16 protein-coding genes are annotated in these 20,813 nt (G+C 48.5%); 11 read left to right on the top strand and 5 right to left on the bottom strand.

Features of this window, described 5'->3' with window-relative positions:
• The first annotated feature begins 5 nt into the window (after positions 1-5).
• From O9H85_RS04260 to O9H85_RS04250, 3 genes are read left to right on the top strand one after another with little or no spacing between them, the layout of a single operon-like run.
• Entirely contained in the window at positions 6-1,298 is a 1,293-nt protein-coding gene (locus tag O9H85_RS04260; protein ID WP_269880052.1) for a DUF455 family protein, read from the top strand.
• The gene (locus O9H85_RS04255; RefSeq protein WP_269880051.1) at positions 1,291-1,584 is read left to right on the top strand and encodes a 2Fe-2S iron-sulfur cluster-binding protein; all 294 of its coding nucleotides are present in this window, start codon (positions 1,291-1,293) and stop codon (positions 1,582-1,584) included. The genes O9H85_RS04260 and O9H85_RS04255 overlap by 8 nt, the downstream gene beginning before the upstream one ends.
• A 37-nt stretch (positions 1,585-1,621) precedes the next feature.
• Complete coding sequence (locus O9H85_RS04250; protein ID WP_333474159.1) at positions 1,622-3,688, top strand: beta-galactosidase; 2,067 nt, start codon at positions 1,622-1,624, stop codon at positions 3,686-3,688.
• 635 nt (positions 3,689-4,323) lie between these two features.
• Here the strand turns inward: O9H85_RS04250 and O9H85_RS04245 are convergent.
• Together O9H85_RS04245 and O9H85_RS04240 are read right to left on the bottom strand one after the other, a co-directional pair.
• The gene (locus tag O9H85_RS04245) at positions 4,324-5,691 is read right to left on the bottom strand and encodes a metallophosphoesterase family protein (protein ID WP_269880050.1); all 1,368 of its coding nucleotides are present in this window, start codon (positions 5,689-5,691) and stop codon (positions 4,324-4,326) included.
• An 18-nt stretch (positions 5,692-5,709) separates the two neighbouring features.
• Positions 5,710-7,311, bottom strand: coding sequence for an extracellular solute-binding protein (locus tag O9H85_RS04240; RefSeq protein WP_269880049.1), 1,602 nt, complete (start codon positions 7,309-7,311; stop codon positions 5,710-5,712).
• A gap of 334 nt (positions 7,312-7,645) precedes the next feature.
• Between O9H85_RS04240 and O9H85_RS04235 the strand changes: the two genes are divergently transcribed.
• Genes O9H85_RS04235 through O9H85_RS04210 form a run of 6 tightly spaced genes read left to right on the top strand, consistent with a single transcriptional unit; the run spans position 7,646 to position 14,066 of the window.
• The gene (locus tag O9H85_RS04235) at positions 7,646-8,815 is read left to right on the top strand and encodes a GntR family transcriptional regulator (RefSeq protein ID WP_269880048.1); all 1,170 of its coding nucleotides are present in this window, start codon (positions 7,646-7,648) and stop codon (positions 8,813-8,815) included.
• 54 nt (positions 8,816-8,869) lie between these two features.
• The gene (locus O9H85_RS04230; protein WP_269880047.1) at positions 8,870-9,754 is read left to right on the top strand and encodes an ABC transporter permease; all 885 of its coding nucleotides are present in this window, start codon (positions 8,870-8,872) and stop codon (positions 9,752-9,754) included.
• Positions 9,748-10,650 carry a carbohydrate ABC transporter permease gene (locus tag O9H85_RS04225; protein WP_269880046.1) on the top strand — a complete coding sequence of 301 codons (903 nt, stop codon included), beginning with the start codon at positions 9,748-9,750 and terminating at the stop codon, positions 10,648-10,650. The genes O9H85_RS04230 and O9H85_RS04225 overlap by 7 nt, the downstream gene beginning before the upstream one ends.
• Positions 10,651-10,689: 39 nt before the next feature.
• On the top strand, positions 10,690-12,315 hold the full coding sequence (locus O9H85_RS04220) for a type 2 periplasmic-binding domain-containing protein (protein WP_269880045.1): 1,626 nt from the start codon (positions 10,690-10,692) through the stop codon (positions 12,313-12,315).
• Positions 12,316-12,330: 15 nt separating this feature from the next.
• Positions 12,331-13,089, top strand: a complete 759-nt coding sequence (locus O9H85_RS04215) for a Cof-type HAD-IIB family hydrolase (protein WP_269880044.1) — start codon at positions 12,331-12,333, stop codon at positions 13,087-13,089.
• Between the two features lie 17 nt (positions 13,090-13,106).
• The gene (locus tag O9H85_RS04210) at positions 13,107-14,066 is read left to right on the top strand and encodes a metallophosphoesterase (protein WP_269880043.1); all 960 of its coding nucleotides are present in this window, start codon (positions 13,107-13,109) and stop codon (positions 14,064-14,066) included.
• A gap of 98 nt (positions 14,067-14,164) precedes the next feature.
• Here the strand turns inward: O9H85_RS04210 and O9H85_RS04205 are convergent, their stop codons facing one another.
• From O9H85_RS04205 to O9H85_RS04195, 3 genes are all read right to left on the bottom strand, one after another.
• A complete protein-coding gene (locus tag O9H85_RS04205; RefSeq protein ID WP_269880041.1) occupies positions 14,165-15,496 on the bottom strand; it encodes an ABC transporter substrate-binding protein in 1,332 nt (443 codons plus the stop codon).
• Between the two features lie 375 nt (positions 15,497-15,871).
• Entirely contained in the window at positions 15,872-16,612 is a 741-nt protein-coding gene (locus O9H85_RS04200) for an HAD family hydrolase (RefSeq protein ID WP_269880040.1), read from the bottom strand.
• A gap of 12 nt (positions 16,613-16,624) precedes the next feature.
• Complete coding sequence (locus O9H85_RS04195; protein WP_269880039.1) at positions 16,625-17,998, bottom strand: metallophosphoesterase family protein; 1,374 nt, start codon at positions 17,996-17,998, stop codon at positions 16,625-16,627.
• A 170-nt stretch (positions 17,999-18,168) separates the two neighbouring features.
• On the opposite strand from O9H85_RS04195, the gene O9H85_RS04190 reads away from it, so the two are divergent.
• Together O9H85_RS04190 and O9H85_RS04185 are read left to right on the top strand one after the other, a co-directional pair.
• Entirely contained in the window at positions 18,169-19,380 is a 1,212-nt protein-coding gene (locus tag O9H85_RS04190) for a GntR family transcriptional regulator (RefSeq protein WP_269880038.1), read from the top strand.
• Between the two features lie 306 nt (positions 19,381-19,686).
• The gene (locus tag O9H85_RS04185; RefSeq protein WP_269880037.1) at positions 19,687-20,805 is read left to right on the top strand and encodes an ABC transporter ATP-binding protein; all 1,119 of its coding nucleotides are present in this window, start codon (positions 19,687-19,689) and stop codon (positions 20,803-20,805) included.
• Positions 20,806-20,813: the final 8 nt, after the last annotated feature.

The following is a 20,813-nucleotide window of genomic DNA, read 5'->3' as shown; positions in this document are numbered from 1 at the left end:
TGCCGATGGTAAAAATGCTGGCTATGGCGCAGCAAAAAAAACGTTCGGTAGAAGCGGCTTCCGAAATGCTTAAAAGGTTGTTTTTTATGGAGAAAGAGGTTATGAGAACCTCAGGGGGTTACCTGACGAGCATTTCAAACTGGGAATTAAAGAAGATCGTCCCGCTGCATATGTGGCAGGATTCCCTGAGGGCGGACGCCCTTCGCACAAGGGTTCTGGAGATGCGTTATCCACGGCGCGACATTGATCAAAATCATGACCCCAAGCTTGTGCAATTTGCGGAATTGCTTGTAAGATGCCGCAACGACCGCGAGTTTGTTGAGGGTGCTTACTTTGTGGTGAAGCGGGCGCTTAAAATGGCCTATCAACTGTATCTTCAGGATGCTGATCCGCTGGATGATGCTCCAACCGTCGCTTTTATGAAGCGTTATTCCGATGAAATAGGCGAGCAGCTTCTTGACATTCAGGACATTTACCCCACCTTGGCGCAGCTGCATCCGCAGATCGACTTATGGCAGACCGAGCTCAGCCAATTGCTGCGGGATATCGGCGGCATTCTCGGAGTAGAGAAGACGGACTCTCTTGACGAAAGCCGGTATCAGGCTTTGCTCGGGTGGCCTGCCTACGAGCTTCCGCTTGTGCCGGTGCGCGATCCCCGCTTCGAGAAGGCGCTATACCACCTGCCGAGCAATTTTTTGGCGGAGGATGCGAGCTTCCTGGAGCATCAAATTCATATGGGAATTAATCATATTAATGAAATGTGGGCATGCGAGGCAACGGCTACGATGATGTGGAAGTGGGACGATATGCCCTGGGAATTTTATTCGGATACGGCCCGTTGGTGCTATGACGAGCTGCGGCACTGCTTGATGGGAGAGGAGCGGCTAAAGGCCTGGGGCTTCGAGATCGGAGTCGACATTCCGATGGTCGCCGATCACTATATTTCCCAAAGCGAGCACGGAGAGCTGGCGATCCTTGCGCTGATCCATAGGTTCGAGTCCGCCTCCCCCGGCTGGAAGAGCGGTCTTCTGCGTCAATTCTCCGGTCAAGGCGATACCGCGAGCGCGCAGGACTTCGATTATGACTGGGCGGATGAAAGCATTCACATGCAGTACGGACACAAGTGGCTTCTGCACCGGCTGAAAGGCGACATCGACGCGATGGAGGATATGCTGGAGGAGGCTGCGAGCAGGTGGAACACCTGGATCAACAATGCGCGTCGGGAGTGGGACTATGAGCCGTTCCGGAGCCGCATCCAGGCCAAAATTAAGCAGCTCGAGGCGATGCAGGATGGCTAGCTATAAAGTAACGCTTCCGGATCAAAAGCAATTCGAGGTCAAGGAAGGGGAAATTATTCTCGATGCGGCTCTCAGTCAAGGAGTGGACATTCCGTACACCTGCCGCAACGGCACATGTCGTACTTGCCTATACCAAGTCGTAGAGGGTGACGTGATACAAGAGCAGCCCGAGCTTTGCATGATTACTGGGCAGGAGCTGGAGTCCGGTCGCCGATTGCTGTGCATGTCCACTCTGCATAGCGATGCCTCTCTTGAGAAGGTGCAGCGTAAGCGGAAGACCGGATAGGATATAGAGAACCGATTCACGAAGAGGAGCGATCAGCTTGACGAAATTGGAAAAGAGTCTCGAAGCTTCGCGTTTTCGGCTGGGAGCTTGCTATTATCCGGAGCAGTGGCCGGAAGAGATGTGGGAAGAAGATTTGAAACGAATGAAGAAAATGAATTTTTCGATCATTCGTATCGCCGAATTCGCATGGTCCGTGTTTGAACCTAGAGAAGGCGAATACCGGTTTGAATTGTTCGATAAGGTGCTGGATTTGGCTCATCAATATGGAATCGAAGTCATTCTGGGGACGCCGACCGCAACGCCTCCCGCTTGGCTCACAGCCAAGTATCCCGAAGTGCTGAATGTTTCTCAGCAGAGAGTTTCTTATCAGCACGGGCAGCGCAGGCATTATAATTATAACTCGCCCGTCTACCGCGAATTAAGCGCCAAAATTACCCGCAAAATGGCGGAGCATTATAAGAACCATCCTGCTGTGGTGGGGTGGCAGATCGATAACGAATTGAACTGCGAAATCAATGTTTTTTATTCCGAAGCGGATCATAAGGCCTTCCGGGAATGGCTACAGAAGAAGTACGGCAACCTGGAGCGTCTTAACGAAGCGTGGGGAGCTGTATTCTGGAACCAGACCTATTCGGATTGGGAGCAAGTTCATCTGACGCGGCCTACGGTGAGCGATTCCCCTAACCCTCATCAGGCATTGGATGAAAAGCGGTTTATTTCCTATAGCGCGATCTCCTTTGCCCAGCTGCAGGCTGACATTTTGCGTATTGCCGCGCCCCGGCATTGGGTCACCACCAACGGGATATTCGGTCACTTGGACAGCCATAGCCTGACGGAATCGTGCCTAGATTTTATTTCGTATGATTCCTATCCGAATTTCAGCACGATCTACCCTGACAAGGGCGAAGAGCCTCTCCTAGACCGCAAATGGAGCCTGAACCTAAGTGTAGCCCGGGATATTTCCCCTAATTTTTGCGTGATGGAGCAGCAGTCGGGCCCGGGAGGCTGGGTCAATAAAATGGAAATGCCATCGCCTAAGCCCGGACAAATGCGGCTGTGGACTTATCAATCCATTGCGCACGGTGCGGATATGATCCTGTTCTTTCGTTGGCGAACCGCCGTATTCGGAACGGAAATTTACTGGCACGGCATTAACGATTATCATAATGAACCGAACCGGAGAGTAATGGAGGCGGCAGGTATCGGCAGGGAACTGGCTGAGGTCGGTGATCGTATCGTGGGCACCCGCTATCAGGCGGACATTGCGATTATTCGCGATTACGACAATGAATGGGACGGAGAGCTGGACAAGTGGCACGGACAGATGCAGGGCAAAAGTGTCTCGGCCTGGTTTAAAGCCCTTCAATATCATCATATACCTGCCGATGTTATTTATCTTAGGGATCAAGCGGACTGTTCGCATTTAAATAAATATAAGGTACTGGTTTATCCGCATCCGGCGATTTTATTCGATGCGACGGCACAAGTATTGAAGGATTATGTAAGGCGAGGCGGTACGGTCATTTTTGGCTGCCGCAGCGGCTATAAAAATAAAGACGGTCATTGTCTGCGAATGAGAATGCCCGGTTACGCGGCAGAGCTGTGCGGGATTACGGTGGAGGATTTCACCTTAATAGGGCCCAATGAACAGGCGCCGACGGTGATCATGACGGCCCAAGCGGGTACCCGGGAATTAAAGGGTGAGGCCTTTAATGATATTTTGCGGGTAGAATCCGCGGCTGCGGAGGTTCTGGCCGTTTATCAGGATACTTATTACGCCGGCAAGCCGGCTCTAGTCAGGAACAAGTACGGGGAAGGCACCGCTTATTATTTCGGTGCAGCTTTTGAGCTTACCGCCGCTGCTTCCTTGATCGAGGAGCTTGGAATCGTTTCGCCGATAGAAGGGCATATGGAACTGCCGAAGCCTGTTGAACTAAGCATCCGAAAGCATCCCGGTACCGGGGAAAGTTTCATCTTTTTGCTGAATTATTCGGGGCATGAACAAACGGTACGGTTTAACACGGAATTTATTGATTTGCTCAAAAACTGCAAGCTTCACGGGGATGTAAAAATGGAACCTTATGGCGTCTATGTGATCCAATAGAAGGCCTTAAGCGTTACCTGCGCAAGCTTCGCTTGCAGCGGCTAACTGTGCAAACCGGTGCAAATCGCGTTTTCAGCGATAACAGCACGAACAGCGATAACAGCGCTATCTGCGCCGGGTGCGACTCTGCCCCGGAATATAATATCAAGCAGCCTCCGGTGTTCCTCCCCAGGCGGACCTCCAGAGGCTTTTATTATGTCACCGTCAGTTTGTCATGCGTCGCAGTATCTCAACTTCTCGTCAGTGTCCAAAGAAAATAAAGTACTATATAAGTTACTATTGCTAGATCAAGCAGCACCGTTACAGGCATCCGAGAGTAACGTTTCCTATTCCGTTAATTTGGGAGTACACGGTGGAGATTTTGTACTTTAATTCGTTCATTCTGAAATACGAGGTTTGAGAAACAAAAAGGCTCCTTGGTATGATGTTTGAGGGTCCCAGAGAAAAATCAAGTTTTTAAAGACCATTTTCTCACTAATTCTGACACCATGCATGTGTGTTGGTGAGGGAAAATAAAAATCGTTAATGGAAAATAAAGTGCGTTAGTGATAATTAACAAAAGTAAACACATCCTAAAAAACCTTGATGCAATCAATATGTATGTGCGGATCTCATCGCGGCGGTTAACCGTATTACTATTGAAACAATAAATCTATTGAAATAGTCTCGCCGATCCGGATTTTTTGCAGATGATTCATATTCCAATGGTCCCATCGATCCGAGTTGGCAAAATAATCGGAAACCTGGCTGCGGACCAAGACGCTCTCGGTTTTGACCTCCAGAAGAAAGGCGCCGATGCACATGACTTCGTCCGCCGTCATAACATCGATCCGGTTGACGGATTTCAGCAAAGGCCAATGCCTGGGATCCACTTCGATATATTGTGCTCCGTAATGCTCCAGCGGCGGAAAATGTCCGACCAATTCTCCGTTTAGAAAGGCGCGGTAGCCTTTCGCGGCTTTGCAATTGGAGCCCGCCGCTTTGATGCGCACCGAACGAATGTCGTGGAGTTGCGGCAAAGGCGCTAATGTAGAAGGGAGGTCCGGTATTTCTTTGAAAACGGCCTTCTCGCCGGTTCGCCAGCTTATTTGTCCGCATACCGCTTTATGCAATACGTGCCAGTCTGCCTGTACATCTTCCCCATCCACAGTAACCATCCACCAGCCCGGAGCGGTATTTTCAATAAAGCCCCATCCTAACTCCGCAGATGACAAATCGCACAGAAGGGGCCAAACGTCCGAAATGTTGACGGGAACAACTTCCGGCTTGCCGAGCACCGTGCTTTTGAGCTGCGGCAACCACCGGTCTCCCACTTTATGCAGCGAAGCTATCTGGTTATGGGTGTGACCGCAAAAGTATGCATCGATCGGATAACGGGCTACTTCCCCAAGAATCGTGTTGACAAAATCAAAATCCGTAAAAAAAGGTCTCGCAATAGGGATCAGCGGAGGATGCGCAAACATAAAAACATGCTTGTACTCGCCGGAATGCGCGAGCGCATTGCGAAGGAACGCGGCCTGCTCGCCGTTCTTTTGAAATCCGGGATACTCCAGGACAACGAATAAAGATTCTTCTTTTTCAAAGGTGTAGTATCCCGAGGCAATATCCGATCTCCCCAAAGCTTGGCCCAAGGCCGGATAAAGGACTTGCTTGACCGGTTCGTCACCGGGCTTTCCCGGCGTGCCGTCGTGATTGCCGAGCGCGAAATAAACGGGGGCCTGCAAGCCTTCCAGCATTTCGAGCGCTTCGCTCATTTCCCGGATGCCGTCTTCCGCGCTATCGCAATGGCCGTGAATAATGTCTCCGGTTTGGATGACAAAATCCGGCTTCAGTTCGCGAATAGCGGAGATGACGAGAGGCAAAATATGCTGAGTGGTCCAATATCTGTTCTGCAGGCCCTTAAGCTCTCTCTCAGTCCCCGGTTGTCCGCCGAAGACATTCTTATGCGATTCAGGCTGCAAGTAATGCATGTCCCCCATTACGGCAAAACGAAATGTACCCATACGCTAAGTCTCCTGTTTCTACTTCAAATAATCCGGCTTCGACTTGTCCGTTTGCACGCGGTTGACGTCGTCGACCATCGCTTGCCCTCCGGCGCTGTACCATTTCTGTATAGCAGCTTGCCAATCTTGCTTCGTTATTTTCGGACTGATGATCGCTCCTTCGACAGGTCCGAGCAAATAGTCGTTAAAAAGTTGAGTCGATTTGCTGTTTTCGATGCCGGACACCATAAACGGATTGCGGTAATCTTGATAGATGTTTTTGTTATATTCGTCAAATTTGCTTTTCATCAAATTGAAGCCTGCGTCGCCAAGACCGGCGCCAATGGCGGTCGCCTTGATTTGATTCCAATCCAATTTCGTATCCATGGGAGAAATAAATTGCAGCGGTTCGATCTGGAATTGTTTGTAGTCGTTGCTTCGCTGGGCGTCGGGAATCGGTATTTTTGCTCCGTTTTGCACGGTATACGTTTTCCCTTCGATTCCGTATTGCATCAGATTGGATCCGTCGGTTAAAGTCCAGTTTAAAAATTGGAAAAACCGCTCCGGATCTTTTATTTTTGCCGAAACATAGAAGCCCCTATCGATAGGAATTAAGCCTTTGGTTCCTCCCTGAATCCCGTTCGGACCTTGCAAAGGAGACATGATGCCGATTTTCGCATTCGGGTCATTCTTCGTTAATCTTTGCAAGATATTCGGATATGAAGTCCAGTTTAAAGGCATGACCGCGATTTTCCCAGCGACAAATTTGTCTTCCGTCTGAGTCGAACCGTTGTGGAATTTAAAATCAGGATCCATGAGTCCATTTTTGACCAAACCCTGCAGCCAGAAAAGAAAATCAATTTGATCGTTCTGGGCGTACCATGGAAGCAGCTTTTGCGCATCTTGTTTATCCGGCATCCATCCGGATTGCGCAATGCCGAAGGAAGTGCCCAAATCTTTTGCCGACGCCCAGCTGTACAGCCCCAACGGGTACACGCCTTGCTTGCCTAGATCGCTGTTCTTGATTTTATTCAGTGCGGCGAGCAGTTCGTCAATCGTTTTCGGTTCCGGAATGCTCAGCTTCTCAAACCAATCCTGGCGGTAAAACAGAAAGAAGGGCACCGTCGGGCTAATCATGTTCGGAATAAAATAGATATCGCCGTTCTTGTCTTTTAAATCATTCCAAATCGTATTGGGGACGGCATTTTTGACGGCAGGATATTTGTCCAGATATGTATTGATTTTCAAAAAGGCTCCCTGCTCCTGGGCTTGTTTCGAGACCGAGTCGTAAGGCGGTTGTCCCCAGATCACGTCCGGAATTTGGCCGGAAGCGAGCACGACATTGATTTTGGTATTGTATTCACCAACCGGAATGATCTGCGGATTTATTTTCACATTCGCTTCTTTAAACAATTGTTGCTCATAAGGACCGCCTTTGACATACGTTGCCGGCCCCCATACCGGGCGCATGTAAGTAAATTCGTAAGGGGCGGCATTGTTTGCCGCTTTTTGCCCGGCTTCGGGGTTGACTGCGGAAGTCTGCGCTTGATCCGTCTTGGCGCATCCGGCAGCAACGCCGGCCAAAACGGCCCCGCTTAGAAGCAAGCTTGTCCATTTCTTCAAGTTCCTGTGAATTGTCATGACGGATTCCCTCCATATTTCTCATATATGCTCACTTCTGAAATAGAAGTAAACGATGATGCGCAGAGATGACGATTCATGTTGGAGCCAATTGAATGCTTCAAAAATTTGAAGAACAACTTATATATCATATATACAAATATATAAGTTTGAAAGAGCAGCTGCTTAATGCATTACAAATATAGGATTTCGAATCTGTATTGTCAAATCAAGAGATTGTAAAGGCTTGTTTCTAAAGGTTTTGTAAACCTTCAACAGTATATGTACAAGCAAGTTGATAAGTTATATATTTGTAAGGTATTAATATAGCAAGGATCAGGACGTGATAATCGAGATGGCTAACTCTGTAAAAAGAACCCCGCTTTACAAGCAAATTGAAATGTACATCTACGATCATATGCGCAATAACAATTGGGAGGAGCACCACAAGCTCCCTTCCGAAACCGAGTTGGCCGAACAATTTAACGTAAGCCGCCTTACCGTAAAAAATGCGATGCAAAATTTAATCGACAAAGGCCTTATCTATCGTATTCAGGGCAAAGGATCGTTCATATCGGATCAGAAGGGCGAGCCTCTCCTGTATGAATCCGGACCAGCCGAAGCAAAGGAAAAGTTGATCGCTTATATCGTTCCGTTAGCCAAAACGATGCATGCTTTACAGATGATTAACGGAATTGAGGAACAGTTGACAAAGCAAGGGTACCGGCTGCTTCTATTCAAAACTTATAATTCCAAAGAAGTAGAGAAGCAGGTGCTTCAGGAGGCCATACGGTATAATGTGGCGGGTATTATCATTTATCCTGTCGAAGGGGAAACGTACAGCGAAGAAATATTAAAGCTTTCGTTAAGTTCGTTCCCGCTTGTCATCGTAGACCGATATTTGCGGGGTATCGAAACCAATTGCGTTTATGCGTCGAACACGAAGGGAGCATATGATGCCGTCTCCCATTTGCTTCAATCGGGGCATAAAAAAATAGGTTTTGTCTCCACGCAAATCAATGGCACGAGCAGTATCGAAGACAGGTTGGCAGGTTACGAACTTGCGTTAGCCGAGCACAATGCTCCTATTGAACATAGGTTGCGTAGGACTCACTTCCATTTGGATCAAGTAAACAACATTATTAGTACAGGCTCGATCGAAGCTTCCGTAAAACATGAATTACAGGAATTTATCGGACAGAACCCGGATATGACGGCTATCTTTGCGGTGAATTCCCCACTCGGGATTACTGTCATGGAAGCCGCATCGGACATGGGTATCCGGGTCCCCGAACAATTATCCGTCTGTTTCTTCGATGATTTCATGTTTTCCGATTACTCCAGAATACCGCCTACATGCGTTGACCAACAAGCGTATCTCATCGGCCAGGCAGCGGCGAAGCTTATAGCTGCGGTAATCGAAGATCCGAATCAGGAGCGGCGCAAAATCGAAATTCCGACGATATTGAAGGTACGGAGCTCTACCGCACTTTGCGAAACGAAGATGAACTGCGCTGAATGTTGATCCAATAGTAGACAAAATGTGCAAATCTAAATGCTGAAGGTGATACTGTTGCTGATGCGAATTTGGAGATACCGGTATCTTTATTTATTTATCGCGCCCACCTTGCTTTACTTTTTGATTTTTTCGTATTTGCCGTTTTACGGATTGCAGCTCGCTTTTAAAGATTTTAAAGTGTTTTCGGGAATTTGGGCGAGCAATTGGGTCGGGTTCAAGCATTTTCATGAACTGTTCTCTTCGCCGGTATTTCCCCAGCTGCTTGGAAATACGCTGACGATCAGCGTATACCGAATCGTATTCGGTTTTCCGGTTCCCATTGTGTTTGCTCTGTTATTAAACGAAGTCAAACATTACTTCTTTAAACGATCGGTACAAACCGTGACTTATTTTCCCCATTTCTTATCCTGGGTCATATACGGCGGGATTGTCATCGATTTCTTCGGTCCAACAGGTTCGATTACAACGCTGTTGAAAGGTTGGGGCATTCAATTGAATGTCATGAACGACCCTGCGCTGTTTCGTCCGATGCTCGTCGCCACCGGGACGCTTAAGGAATTCGGCTGGGGCGCCATCATCTATTTGGCGGCGATAGCGGGCATTGATCCTCATTTGTATGATGCGGCCAAAGTGGACGGAGCAAGGAAACTGCGCCAAATTTGGCACATTACTCTGCCTGGCATAAGACCGACGATCGTACTGCTTTTAATTCTTCAAATGGGGCATATTCTGGATGCCGGTTTTGAGCAGGTATTCATGCTTTATAACGGAGCGGTACTAGGCGTGGCGGATATTATCGATACCTATGTGTACCGGGTCGGCCTCTTGGACGCGAAATATGAAATTGCTACCGCAGTCGGGTTGTTTAAAGGCGCGGTCGGAGCTGTTTTGATTGTAACGGCAAATTATTTCATACGAAAATTGGGGGAGAAATCGATATGGTAATTAGCCGCAAGGGGAGAACGATCGATGACAATCCGTGGTGGGGGCAATGGACGATCTATTTGCTTCTAATCGTTGCGGGACTGGTCACGTTGCTGCCGATCGTGAATATTTGCGCCAAATCGCTCAGCAACTCGGCCTCTATCGCAAAGTTTCCGTTAATGCTTTTACCTCACGGCTTGGATTTTAGCGCATACCATTATATATTGTCGACTCAAGTTCTCCTCAGATCGTTCGGAATCACGGTATTTGCGACCGTCGTAGGAACTTTCCTAAATTTATTGTTCACCGTATTTTCCGCCTACGGCTTATCCAAAACTTATTTGCCCGGCCACAAATACATGCTTTGGTTCGTCATCTTTCCGATGCTGTTCGGCGCAGGATTAATCCCGCATTATATTTTGCTTAAAAATCTCGGACTCATCAACAATATATGGGTACTTGTCATAAATGGGCTAGTTAGCCCTTTCAACCTGATTCTTATGCGCAACTTTTTTTGGAATCTTCCTGACGGCTTGGAGGAATCGGCGACGATTGACGGCGCAAACGACCTGCAAACGTTATGGCACATCGTATTGCCGCTGTCGAAGCCGGCGATTGCGACGATCGGCTTGTTTTATGCCGTGCATCATTGGAATGACTTTTTTACGGGACTATATTTCATCAACGATAACTCCAAATGGCCGCTGCAGGTCATTCTTCGTTCCATTGTAATCGATCAGACGATGATGAACATGGGCAATTTGACTTCACAGGCCGATGAAGCCGCATTGACGATTTCTCCCGAAAATATCAAAGCTGCAACGATTATGTTCTCGATCGTGCCCATCATGTTGGTCTATCCTTTTCTGCAGAAATATTTTGTGAAAGGGATCTATCTGGGGTCCGTTAAGGGATAAATGAAGCAATACAACTACACACTTAGAGAGGTGCTTATTGTGAAATTTCATTCAAAGGAACAGCGTTGGAAACGGTCGAGTCTTTCACTGGCTGCCGTCATGATGGCGTCTGCATTGGCAGGCTGCGCCTCGACAGGGAATTCCTCTAACCCGACAGGATCTGCCGCTTCCCCGTCGCAAACTGCAACCGGCAATCAAACCGCCGCCTCAAGCGCGCCGTACAAGTTTTCGTACATGACGCCGGTATGGGTGGCGGCCACGTATACCAAGGGCGGACCGTTTGAGAAAGAATTGTTTAAAGCAGCGAATGTGGATATTGATGTGCAGGTGCTCCCGGTAGCCGATTACAACCAGAAGGTTAACGTTGTGCTTGCCTCCGGATCGATACCAGACGTTCTCTGGGGAAGCGGGCCGACCGATAAAGTATGGAAGGATGCCCAGGATCAAGGCGCATTCCTGAAAATCAATAAATACCTGGATCAATATCCTGCTATAAAAAATGCGATTCCCGCTGCATTGTGGGACAAGCTGAAAGATAAAAACGGAGACATTTACTTTATTCCCAATGCGAATTTCCCGATTACTCCGTTTTCTTTATATTACCGCAAGGATTGGTTTGACAAGCTGGGAATTGCGGAACCGAAGACGATTGACGAATTGGTGGCCGATCTGGAAAAAATCAAGAACAGCGATTTGGGCAAGCAGGGCATTATTCCTCTGTCCATTGGAAATATGAACTATGCCAAAGATTTGGCGACGTCCTTCGGACTCAGTCTGGCCGGCTGGGAGCCTTCCTCATCCGATCCGAATAAACTGATTCCTTGGTACGCCAATCCAAAGGACATCGATTTTTATTTCTGGATGCAGGATCTTATGAAAAAGGGATTGCTGGACCCTGCTTTTAAAGTAGACGGGGACGCGACCCAGACTAAGGCCAAATTTATTGCCGGTAAAGCCGCTGTCGTTACTGGGAATTGGTCGACATTTACCGATTATGTTACCAAAACGCAGCAAAACGATAAAAACGCCAAGGTAGGCGTCATATCACCCTTGACCGGACCGGGCGGCATACCCGGCGGCGTCCGTACGCAATCCGGTTTGTATGACCGCGGATTTTATGTGTCGGCAAAAATTAAAAATCCCGATGCCTTCTTCAAGTTCCTCAATTGGACGCTTACCGACGGCTATAACCTTACGCAGTACGGAATTGAAGGAAAGACTTATGTCATGAAGGACGGACAACCGGCAAGCATTCCTGACGGACAAAGGGATCCGGCTTATCAAAGACCGCAAATCGATCCGCTGAGTTTTATTACTCCCATAGACTTAAAGTCCAGTTGGGCGCCAATGAAAGCGAGTATGGATGCCGATACTTTCGCCTATGTCAAACAAAAATTTGACGATTATTTGAAAGTGAAGTATTCGGACTATCGTGATCCGTTCGTCGATGCTCCGCTTCAAAGTAAGAATGAAACGCAGATGTTCAACGACTACATGCTGGGTGTCACGCAAGGCGCTGTACTGAATCCGCAGATTACCAAACAAAATTGGATGGATGCGCTGCAAAAATGGGAGAAAGCCGGCGGCTCCGCCATGATCGATGAAGTGAACCGTCTGCAGACCAATAAATCAAATCCTGATTTTTCGATGTATGTAAAAAAATAATGAAGGGAAACGATCATGACCTTGCAAACAAACTCTCGTTATAAATTGATCGCTCTGGATATGGACGGCACTTTGCTGAACCGGAAGGGAGAAATTTCCGAGCAAAACCGCAAATGGATACAAGCGGCCCTGGAAGCCGATATTAAAGTCATTTTGGCTACCAGCAGATCGATTAGAGGCGTGGTTGAGCATGCCAGAACGCTAAACCTCGATTTGCCGGTTATCGTCAGCAACGCCAGCGAAGTATGGAGGACGCCCGATGAACTGCTCAGTCGTTATGAATTTAACGCAGAGGCAAAAGAGCGAATCCTTAAAGTGATCAAGGAGTATAACGGGCATATTAGATTTTATATACAGTACGTAGGCGGACAATTTAACCACGATCAATGGGATCCCGAGCTGGCTTGGGAGAAGCAATGGCTGCAAGTCGCCATCAAATCGGATGACGGTGAGCTTTTAGATAAAATACGCGAAGAGATTAGCTCTTGGGGGCTGCTGGACATTTGCAGCTCCCACTACACGAATATCGAGTGCAATCCTGCTGGTCGCAGTAAAGGCAGCGGCTTGCTGGAGGTATGCAATCTTTTCGATATTCGCATGGAAGAGGTTATTGCAGTCGGAGATAGCCTGAACGATGTCTCCATGATACGAGCAGCAGGCCTAGGTATTGCAATGGGCAATGCTCAGGAGGTTGTCAAGCAAGCTGCGGACGAAATCACGCTTTCCAATGAAGAGGACGGCGTAGCCGCCGTCATTCAACGTTACTTTTTCTAGAAATGGAGATTACTACAATGAACCGTAAAGCTTTTTCCATCATTATTATACCCGATACACAGACGGCTTTACGCCATAACCCGCACTTGATGGAACCGATGGCCCAATGGATCGCGGACCACGCCCGAGAGCTCAATGTAAAAATGGTGCTGCAGTTGGGCGATATCGTCGATTCCGGCGCCAATGACGAGGGGCAGTTCGTTACGGCATTAGCTACGATGGATCGGATGGCAAAGGCGAACCTTCCGTTTCTGATCTGTCCGGGCAACCACGATTATGATAACCTGCTCAGTCAGGATCGAAGCTTAAGGATGTTCAACCAGTACTTCGGACCTCATATTTATCGCGATCAGGAATGGTTTGGCGGCTTGTTCGAGGAAGGCTGCGCTGCCAACATGTACGTCAAGCTGGAGGCGGAAGGCCGCAAGTTATTGGCGCTTGCCCTTGAATTCGGTCCGCGAGACGGCGTGCTGGCATGGGCGGACAGTGTTTTAGAAGCACATCGGGATTACGAGGTGATCGTTATCACGCATTGCTTTATGCATATACGAGGAGAACGAACCAAGTCCGGCGATGGCCTCAATCCGAAGAACTATGCCGGCTCCCTCGACGCCAACGATGGCGAAGATGTATGGCAAAAATCGCTGCGTAAGCATCCGAATGTCATCACCGTGTTTTCCGGCCATCATGTTCCGGGGAATGTCAGCTACCGGGTGGACCTCGGCGAACATGGCAACCCGGTGTTCCAATCGTTTCAAAATTGGCAAATGACCGAAAATGGCGGCGAGGGACGTTTTCGGGTGCTGACCTTCCTTGCGGATGACGGCGGATTGGAGCTCTCCGTTGTGAATCCGCAGACCGGCAACTATGAGGAGGCGCCAGGCTATCGGGTAAGCTTGCCGAGTCTCGGATTGAAACCGGAGCCGCAGATGAGTGCTGCCGATTGGAGCGGTTTCCGTTTTCCTGACGGGGATTAAATCGAAATTGCCGGAGAATGAAGGCGTAATTGCAAGAAAATAAAGCTTTGAAACGAAACAAGCTGGCGTCGGTCGAGAACCGCCGCCAGCTTGCATTTTTATTTCATGGAATCGATCTTCTTGTTAATCTCTTCATCCGCTTGTCTTAATGCGGTGTTCATATCGATTTTATCCGCCAAGAAGTCTCTGAATTTCTGCTGTCCGATTCTTTTCCCATCGGTTTCATAGATGGAGTAAATCGGAGTCGGAGAGACCGTGCTTTTAAAGAGGGCTTGAACATTTTTTCCTTTCAGATAAGGCACATCGGCGCCGAACTGCTTTTTCATCTCATCATTGTTTAACGGAGACATTCTTGCCGTCTTTCTCGCGCTCAGCAGCTGAACATCATCGGAAGTGACCACTTCGATCACTTTCATTGCGTCGTCTTGATGCTTGCTCGTTTTAGCGATCATGATGTTGTGCGAATCGACCTTTCCGGAAATGTTCGGCTTATCCTGGAAGCTGGGGTATTGCGCGATGTCCCAGTTCACTTCGTTTGACGCGCTTCCCATTTGCGCCATTAAATTCGTGGAGGCCAGCATAGCCACATTCTTATCCTTAATGAAGAGACTGCCCGATGCCGCTGCCGACGGCTCGGGGCTAGGCTGCATATTGCCGGGAATCGTCAAAATTCGTTTGGTCAGGTCGAACACTTTTCTCCACTGATCGTTATCCATGCTGGCCTTGTTCGTTTTTCCGTCAACGTAAGTCAAGGAATATGGGAAGCTGACGACATAGCTGCTGGCGGGATCCAGACCGCGATACTGAATGTCGCCATCTTTTCTAGTCAGCTGTTGGCCCAGTTGAATGGCATCGTCCCACGTCATCCCGTCTTTGGGATAGCTTATACCGAATTTGTTAAAAATATCTTTATTATAGTACAGAGCGTTGAATTGCAACGCATACGGAAGTCCCCATAGTTCACCCTTGTCCGATTTCACCGCGTCGATCGCCACGGAGTTAAAACGACTCAAATCAATGTTATATTTTTTAACTAGGGAAGACATATCATAAAGAAGATCTTGCTGCTTAAGGCCCATAATTCCGGAGTTTGGAGTAAGCAAAAGATCCGGAACGTTACCGGAAGCGATAAGGCTATCCAACGTTGTGTTTGCATCCTGACGGACGATTTTCAGATCGATATTCGGATATTTTTTCTTTACCGGATCGGCAAACAACAGCTTAAAGTCGTCGTCAGTAATTTCGGCGCCATTTTGGAATACGGTCAATGTCACAGGCGCGCTGGAAACGGTCTGGCTTGCCTGAGGCTGGGCCGTTGAGCCGGCGTTGCCATTGCTGCCGCTGCCGCCCGTTGTTGCATTTTCGCAGCCTGTGGCGGCCAATGCAGTCGTAAGGAGGACCATCATACCTGTAATATAACGTTTTTTCATGATTACAATTCTTCCTCTCACTTTTTTTAGAAGGTTGGATCGGAGGTCACGACCCCCAGCACTTTCATTCCGCGGTTCCCGTTCCGCAACCCGAGACAGTCAATAAAGCCGATAAAGCCAGAAGGTAGTGTCGTTGCTTCGTCAGTACTTCTTGCCTCCTTATCATATCTGCTCTTATTGGTTTCATTAAAATTGTAGAAGAAAAAAATAATAAGTAATTTGTTTATTTGTTAACTATGTATTAAATATATTTTAAACATGTTCATTTGTAATATCACTGTTCGTTCGTTCCAATCCGAAAAAAAGGGCCATTTTCAATTCACGGCATAGAATGAACCGGCATTCTAATATGGACTTGAAATGGCCCTAAATTGTTTATGAAAAGATGTATTTTTCGATGATGTTGGCTACGCCGTCTTCATGGTGAGGCGGAGCGATGGCATCGGCGATCAGCTTGACCGGTTCCTGGGCGTTCCCCATCGCGACTCCCAAGCCGGCGGCACGAATCATCGGGATATCGTTTAGGCTGTCTCCCATTGCAATAACATCGGACATATCGATGCCGAGAAGCGAGCAAACTTCTGTGAGTCCGCTAGCTTTGCTGATCCCGAGAGCATTGCATTCAATATTGGTGATATGCGAATTGCTGATCTCAAACGTTTGCCAAGACGTGAGCCGGTCGCGGATTTCCTGCAAAGTAACAGGATTTGCGCAGCGAATCGCGAATTGAAGCCAGTGAATATGGGCAAGATCGGACGGAACATTCGTTTTGTTTACAAGTCCCTCGACGGTATGAGCCCAGAAGTCGGCCTCGTCTCCATAGGTTTGGAGAATGTCCATGATGTCGGCAATACGATTCGGATCCAGTTCCTTCCTGAAATGAAGAACGCCCGGCGCCTTCCAAACCTCGCTTCCGTTATTGACGACAAGCGGGCATTCGAGCCCCAATTGTTCGGCGTAAGGGGCGACTTCGCGGATCGGCCTTCCCGTAGCCAGCGTAACTTTGACTCCCGCGTCCATCGCAGCACGTATCCACTTAATGTTACCCGCTGAGATTTCTTTTTGCTTATTCAGCAAGGTGCCATCCATATCCAATGCGATTAATTTGTATGCCATGTGTTCTCCTTGTCAACCGAAAGCAAGCTCTTCGACGATAGTTTGTCCCGGCACGATTTTTTCTACAGGCGCTTTTCCCCAATGATCCCAACGATCCGTGTTTGCATAATAATCGGTAACTGTGCTGCGAACCCATCCGGCCGCCGTTTCTACTTCCAACACGAATCCCCCGATGCACATCGGTTCCTCGCAGGTCGTGACCTCGATTCGATTGGCCTTTTCCAGCAATGGCCAGAATTTGGGCTCCAGCTTAAAGAATTGGCGGCTGTCGAAATATTCGAGGCGAGGCAAAGCGCCGACGTCGGTACCGTTAATGCTTAGGCGGTAGCCTTCCGGTGTTTTGCAGTTGGTGCCCGCCGCTCTGAGCTGAACCGAACGAATCTCGCCGAGACTGGGAAGCGCAAGTCCGGATGTTGTGGCAAATTCCGGCTTTTTGACAAATTCGGCCTTCTCTCCACGGCGCCAGCGCAGCTGACCTTGCACACCCTTTCGCAAAACATGCCAGTCTGCCTGCACCGATTCGCCGTTTACGGTAATTTCCCACCAGCCGGGAGCTGAATCCTCCAAATACCCCCAACCGTAGTCAAAGGAGGACGGGTCTGGCAAAATGGTTCGAACATCGCGCAAGTTAACGGGAGCAAGATCGGGGTATCCCAGCACCGAGCTTTTCAGTTGGGGAAGCCAATGCCCCCCGACCTTATGCAGGGTGGAAACCTGATTATGCGTATGTCCGCAAAAATAAACGTCTACAGGATGTTCGGCGATTTCCCGAAGCACGGTGTTTACGAAATCGAAATGGGTGAAGAACGGCCTTCCTACGCAGATAAGCGGGGGGTGGGCAAACAGAAAGACATGTTCGTATTTTCCGGAGCGGGCAAACGTTTCCTTGATGAATGCTGCTTGCTCGTCATCTTTAACGAATGTCGTGTAATCGAGAAAGATAAATAAGCAGCCCGCTTTTTCAAAGGTATAGTAACCTTTTGTCAATGGTGCGGTTCCCAATGATTTTCCGATGATGGGATATACGTATTGCTCGACCTGAATCCTCTCATGCTTGACGACGCCGTCATGCGTTCCCAGAGCGAAGAAGATCGGCGCCAGCAAGCCTTCGAGCAGCTCCATCGCTTCCCTCATTTCGCGCAGTCCGAGCTCTTCATTGTCGCAATGCCCGTGAATGATATCTCCGGTTTGAATGACAAAATCCGGTTTCAATGAGGCTATGCTGGAAATGACTTCGGGAGTTACATTCCTTGTCAGCCATAAATTTCGGGTGACATCCGCAACTTCCGTAACGCCCCTCGGGTTGCCGTTCAACGCTCTTTGATGCGACTGTTCCTGGACATAGTGCAAATCCCCCATAACGATGAAACGCAAAGTCGAATTCATGAAAGCGAGCTCCTCTCGTTGCACTTTTGGTTGATTATTTGTTATACTTTATGTATATTTGCATTAAAGAACATGTGAAGTATACTTTTCTTAGACGGCCGGTGTCAATGGATTTACAAACGATTTATAATGAAAGAAATGCCGGTACCGCATGAAGGGATGCAGTCTAATTGTCCAACGAAACCAAAGAGAGCAAATTCAACAGTGAGCGAAAACAAACGGTACGCACGCCGCTATATAAACAAATACGCGATTACGTACTGGACAATATCCAACAGATGAATTGGCAGCCAAATGAAAAAATTCCCTCCGAAAATGAATTGGCCGCCAAATTTAACGTCAGCCGGATTACGATAAAAAATGCGCTTCTTCAGCTGATCGAAGAGGGCCTGATTTATCGTATACAAGGAAAAGGGACCTTCATTTCGGCGAATAAGCAGGGAGAGCCCCCCGTTTACCGGTTGCTTCAGCAGCACGATAAAACGGTAGCCTATTTAATGCCGCGATTGGACAATCGTTTCACCGCCAACTTGTTGAACGGAATAGAAAACCAGCTCGCTGAAGAAGGATATCATTTGTTGTTTTGCGAAACCCACGACTCTCAGGAAAAGGAAAACGAAATATTGAAACGAATGATTCGTTTCGGAGTGGCGGGGCTCATTATATACCCGGCTCATAGCCAGACCTACAATGAGGAAATATTGAAGATTACCTTGAACGAATTCCCGGTCGTTGTCGTCGACCGCTACTTAAGGGGCGTCGAAACGAATTACGTTTGCTCCGATAACGTCAAAGGGTCCTTCGATGCGACCGCTCATTTGATCCAGTCGGGCCATCGGCGCATCGGCTTTGTTTCCACTCATGCCCATGGCACCACGAGCATTGAAGACCGGTTGACAGGGTACGAGAAGGCGCTTTCCGAACATAACATCCTGATTGATCGCCATCTGCGAATGCTCAATTTGGACAGCAAGCAAGTAAACACGATCCTGCAGAATGGCGCGGGCCATCCCGACAGTAAGGAACAAATAAAACATTATCTTGAACAAAATTCCGATCTGACAGCCGTGATTGCGGTCAATTCCACCGTTGGCCTTACATTGATGGAAGCGGCGAAAGAAATGCCGATCAGCATCCCCGAAGACCTGTCAATCGTATTTTTGGACGATTACGAGCTGTCCGCGTTTTCAACCGTTCCTCCGACCTGCGTAAGCCTGGAAGAATATACGGTCGGTCGCGAGGCTGTCAAATTGCTTGTTTCCATCATCGAAAATCCGCAGCAGAAACGCCGAAAAATCATCGTGCCGACCCGCCTCACGGTCCGCAATTCGTCAGCGCCCCCCGGGGCCGGGAAGCAAATAGCCGCAACATTGCTGAATTAGCGGATACCTGCCGCTTGCCGCTTTTTCCGTTCCACCTGGGCGTGTAAATCCTCCTACGAACCGTAGGGGGATTTTTGTGTTTATATAACAAATATACAAGATATAGGCAGACGTGATTTCGAGAAAATTTTGGAAGATACTTGAGCCTGCCGAAGTGTTTTGTTTTTGTAAACTTTATTGACCTTCAAACTATAGGGAAGGTATATTGTAATAGAATGAAACATGTTGAATGACGAATGTAACAAATATACAAGTCGGTCGCCCGGAGAAAAAGCCGGAGAACTTTCCTGAGAAGGGATCTGTCACATGACGCGCATCCTATTCAACCATGTATACAAGCAATATGGAAAAGACAAGCATCCCGTAGTCAAGGACTTCAACCTGGAAATTGAGGACAAGGAATTTGTCGTTTTCGTCGGGCCCTCCGGGTGCGGAAAGTCGACGACGCTCAGGATGATTGCCGGGCTGGAAGACATCAGTCAAGGCGAGATTTTTATCAATAACGTGCTTGTAAACGATCTCCCACCGAAGGACCGGGATATCGCCATGGTATTTCAAAACTATGCCCTTTATCCCAATATGTCCGTCTTTGAAAACATCGCTTTCGGCCTGCGGTTGCGGAAACAGCCGAAGCATGAGATCGAAATGAGCGTCAAACGGGCATCCAGGGTGCTGGAAATCGAACCGTTCCTGGAGCGCAAGCCAAGAGAGCTCTCCGGCGGCCAACGGCAGCGGGTCGCGCTGGGACGGGCTATCGTACGCAATCCGCAGGTGTTCCTGATGGATGAGCCGCTGTCCAATCTGGACGCCAAATTAAGAGTGCAAATGCGCTCCGAAATCGTCAAGCTGCACAAGCAGCTCGGCGTAACAACCATTTACGTAACGCACGATCAGACGGAAGCGATGACGATGGGCAACCGGATCGTTGTCATGAAGGACGGCATCATCCAACAGGTCGATTCTCCGGAGCAAATTTACAACAATCCCGCCAATTCGTTCGTCGCAGGCTTCATCGGTTCTCCGCCAATGAACTTTATCGAAGGACGGCTGCAAGAAAGCGCCGGCAAGCTGGAATTTCATACGAACCGCTTCGCGCTGGATATCCCGCTTCGCCAATCGCAAGAGCTGATTGCTAAGAAAATGGCAAACAAGAATGTCGTATTGGGCATTCGTCCGGAAATCATCAGCGTGGAACCGACCGATCCGCAAGCATCCCCGAATGCCGTGATCCCGGGCATTCATAAGCTGAGCGAGCTGATGGGCGCTGACCGTTATTTGTATCTGGATATCGGAACGAAGACGAATCTCGTCGTTCGCACCGGCCCGTGGAACGTGTACGGCGACGATGAGAAGATGACGGTGGCGGTTGATATGCACAATGCGCTTTTTTTTGACAGAGATTCGGGAGAACGGTTGATCGGCTGAAGACGTTT

The sequence above is a fragment of the Paenibacillus gyeongsangnamensis genome (genome assembly GCF_027533625.1).
In the GTDB taxonomy this organism is placed as follows: domain Bacteria; phylum Bacillota; class Bacilli; order Paenibacillales; family NBRC-103111; genus Paenibacillus_G; species Paenibacillus_G gyeongsangnamensis.
The sequence above is the reverse complement of the archived record's forward strand: the minus strand, read 5'-3'. Positions and strand labels throughout refer to the sequence as shown.

Excerpts from the sequence above, each read along its gene's own strand:
- O9H85_RS04210 (WP_269880043.1), top strand. The coding sequence starts at position 13,107 with ATGAACCGTAAAGCTTTTTCCATCATTATTATACCCGATACACAGACG.
- O9H85_RS04200 (WP_269880040.1), bottom strand. The coding sequence starts at position 16,612 with ATGGCATACAAATTAATCGCATTGGATATGGATGGCACCTTGCTGAAT.
- O9H85_RS04205 (WP_269880041.1), bottom strand. The coding sequence starts at position 15,496 with ATGAAAAAACGTTATATTACAGGTATGATGGTCCTCCTTACGACTGCA.
- O9H85_RS04255 (WP_269880051.1), top strand. The coding sequence starts at position 1,291 with ATGGCTAGCTATAAAGTAACGCTTCCGGATCAAAAGCAATTCGAGGTC.
- O9H85_RS04260 (WP_269880052.1), top strand. The coding sequence starts at position 6 with ATGGTAAAAATGCTGGCTATGGCGCAGCAAAAAAAACGTTCGGTAGAA.
- O9H85_RS04215 (WP_269880044.1), top strand. The coding sequence starts at position 12,331 with ATGACCTTGCAAACAAACTCTCGTTATAAATTGATCGCTCTGGATATG.
- O9H85_RS04235 (WP_269880048.1), top strand. The coding sequence starts at position 7,646 with ATGGCTAACTCTGTAAAAAGAACCCCGCTTTACAAGCAAATTGAAATG.
- O9H85_RS04225 (WP_269880046.1), top strand. The coding sequence starts at position 9,748 with ATGGTAATTAGCCGCAAGGGGAGAACGATCGATGACAATCCGTGGTGG.
- O9H85_RS04245 (WP_269880050.1), bottom strand. The coding sequence starts at position 5,691 with ATGGGTACATTTCGTTTTGCCGTAATGGGGGACATGCATTACTTGCAG.
- O9H85_RS04195 (WP_269880039.1), bottom strand. The coding sequence starts at position 17,998 with ATGAATTCGACTTTGCGTTTCATCGTTATGGGGGATTTGCACTATGTC.
- O9H85_RS04230 (WP_269880047.1), top strand. The coding sequence starts at position 8,870 with ATGCGAATTTGGAGATACCGGTATCTTTATTTATTTATCGCGCCCACC.
- O9H85_RS04240 (WP_269880049.1), bottom strand. The coding sequence starts at position 7,311 with ATGACAATTCACAGGAACTTGAAGAAATGGACAAGCTTGCTTCTAAGC.
- O9H85_RS04185 (WP_269880037.1), top strand. The coding sequence starts at position 19,687 with ATGACGCGCATCCTATTCAACCATGTATACAAGCAATATGGAAAAGAC.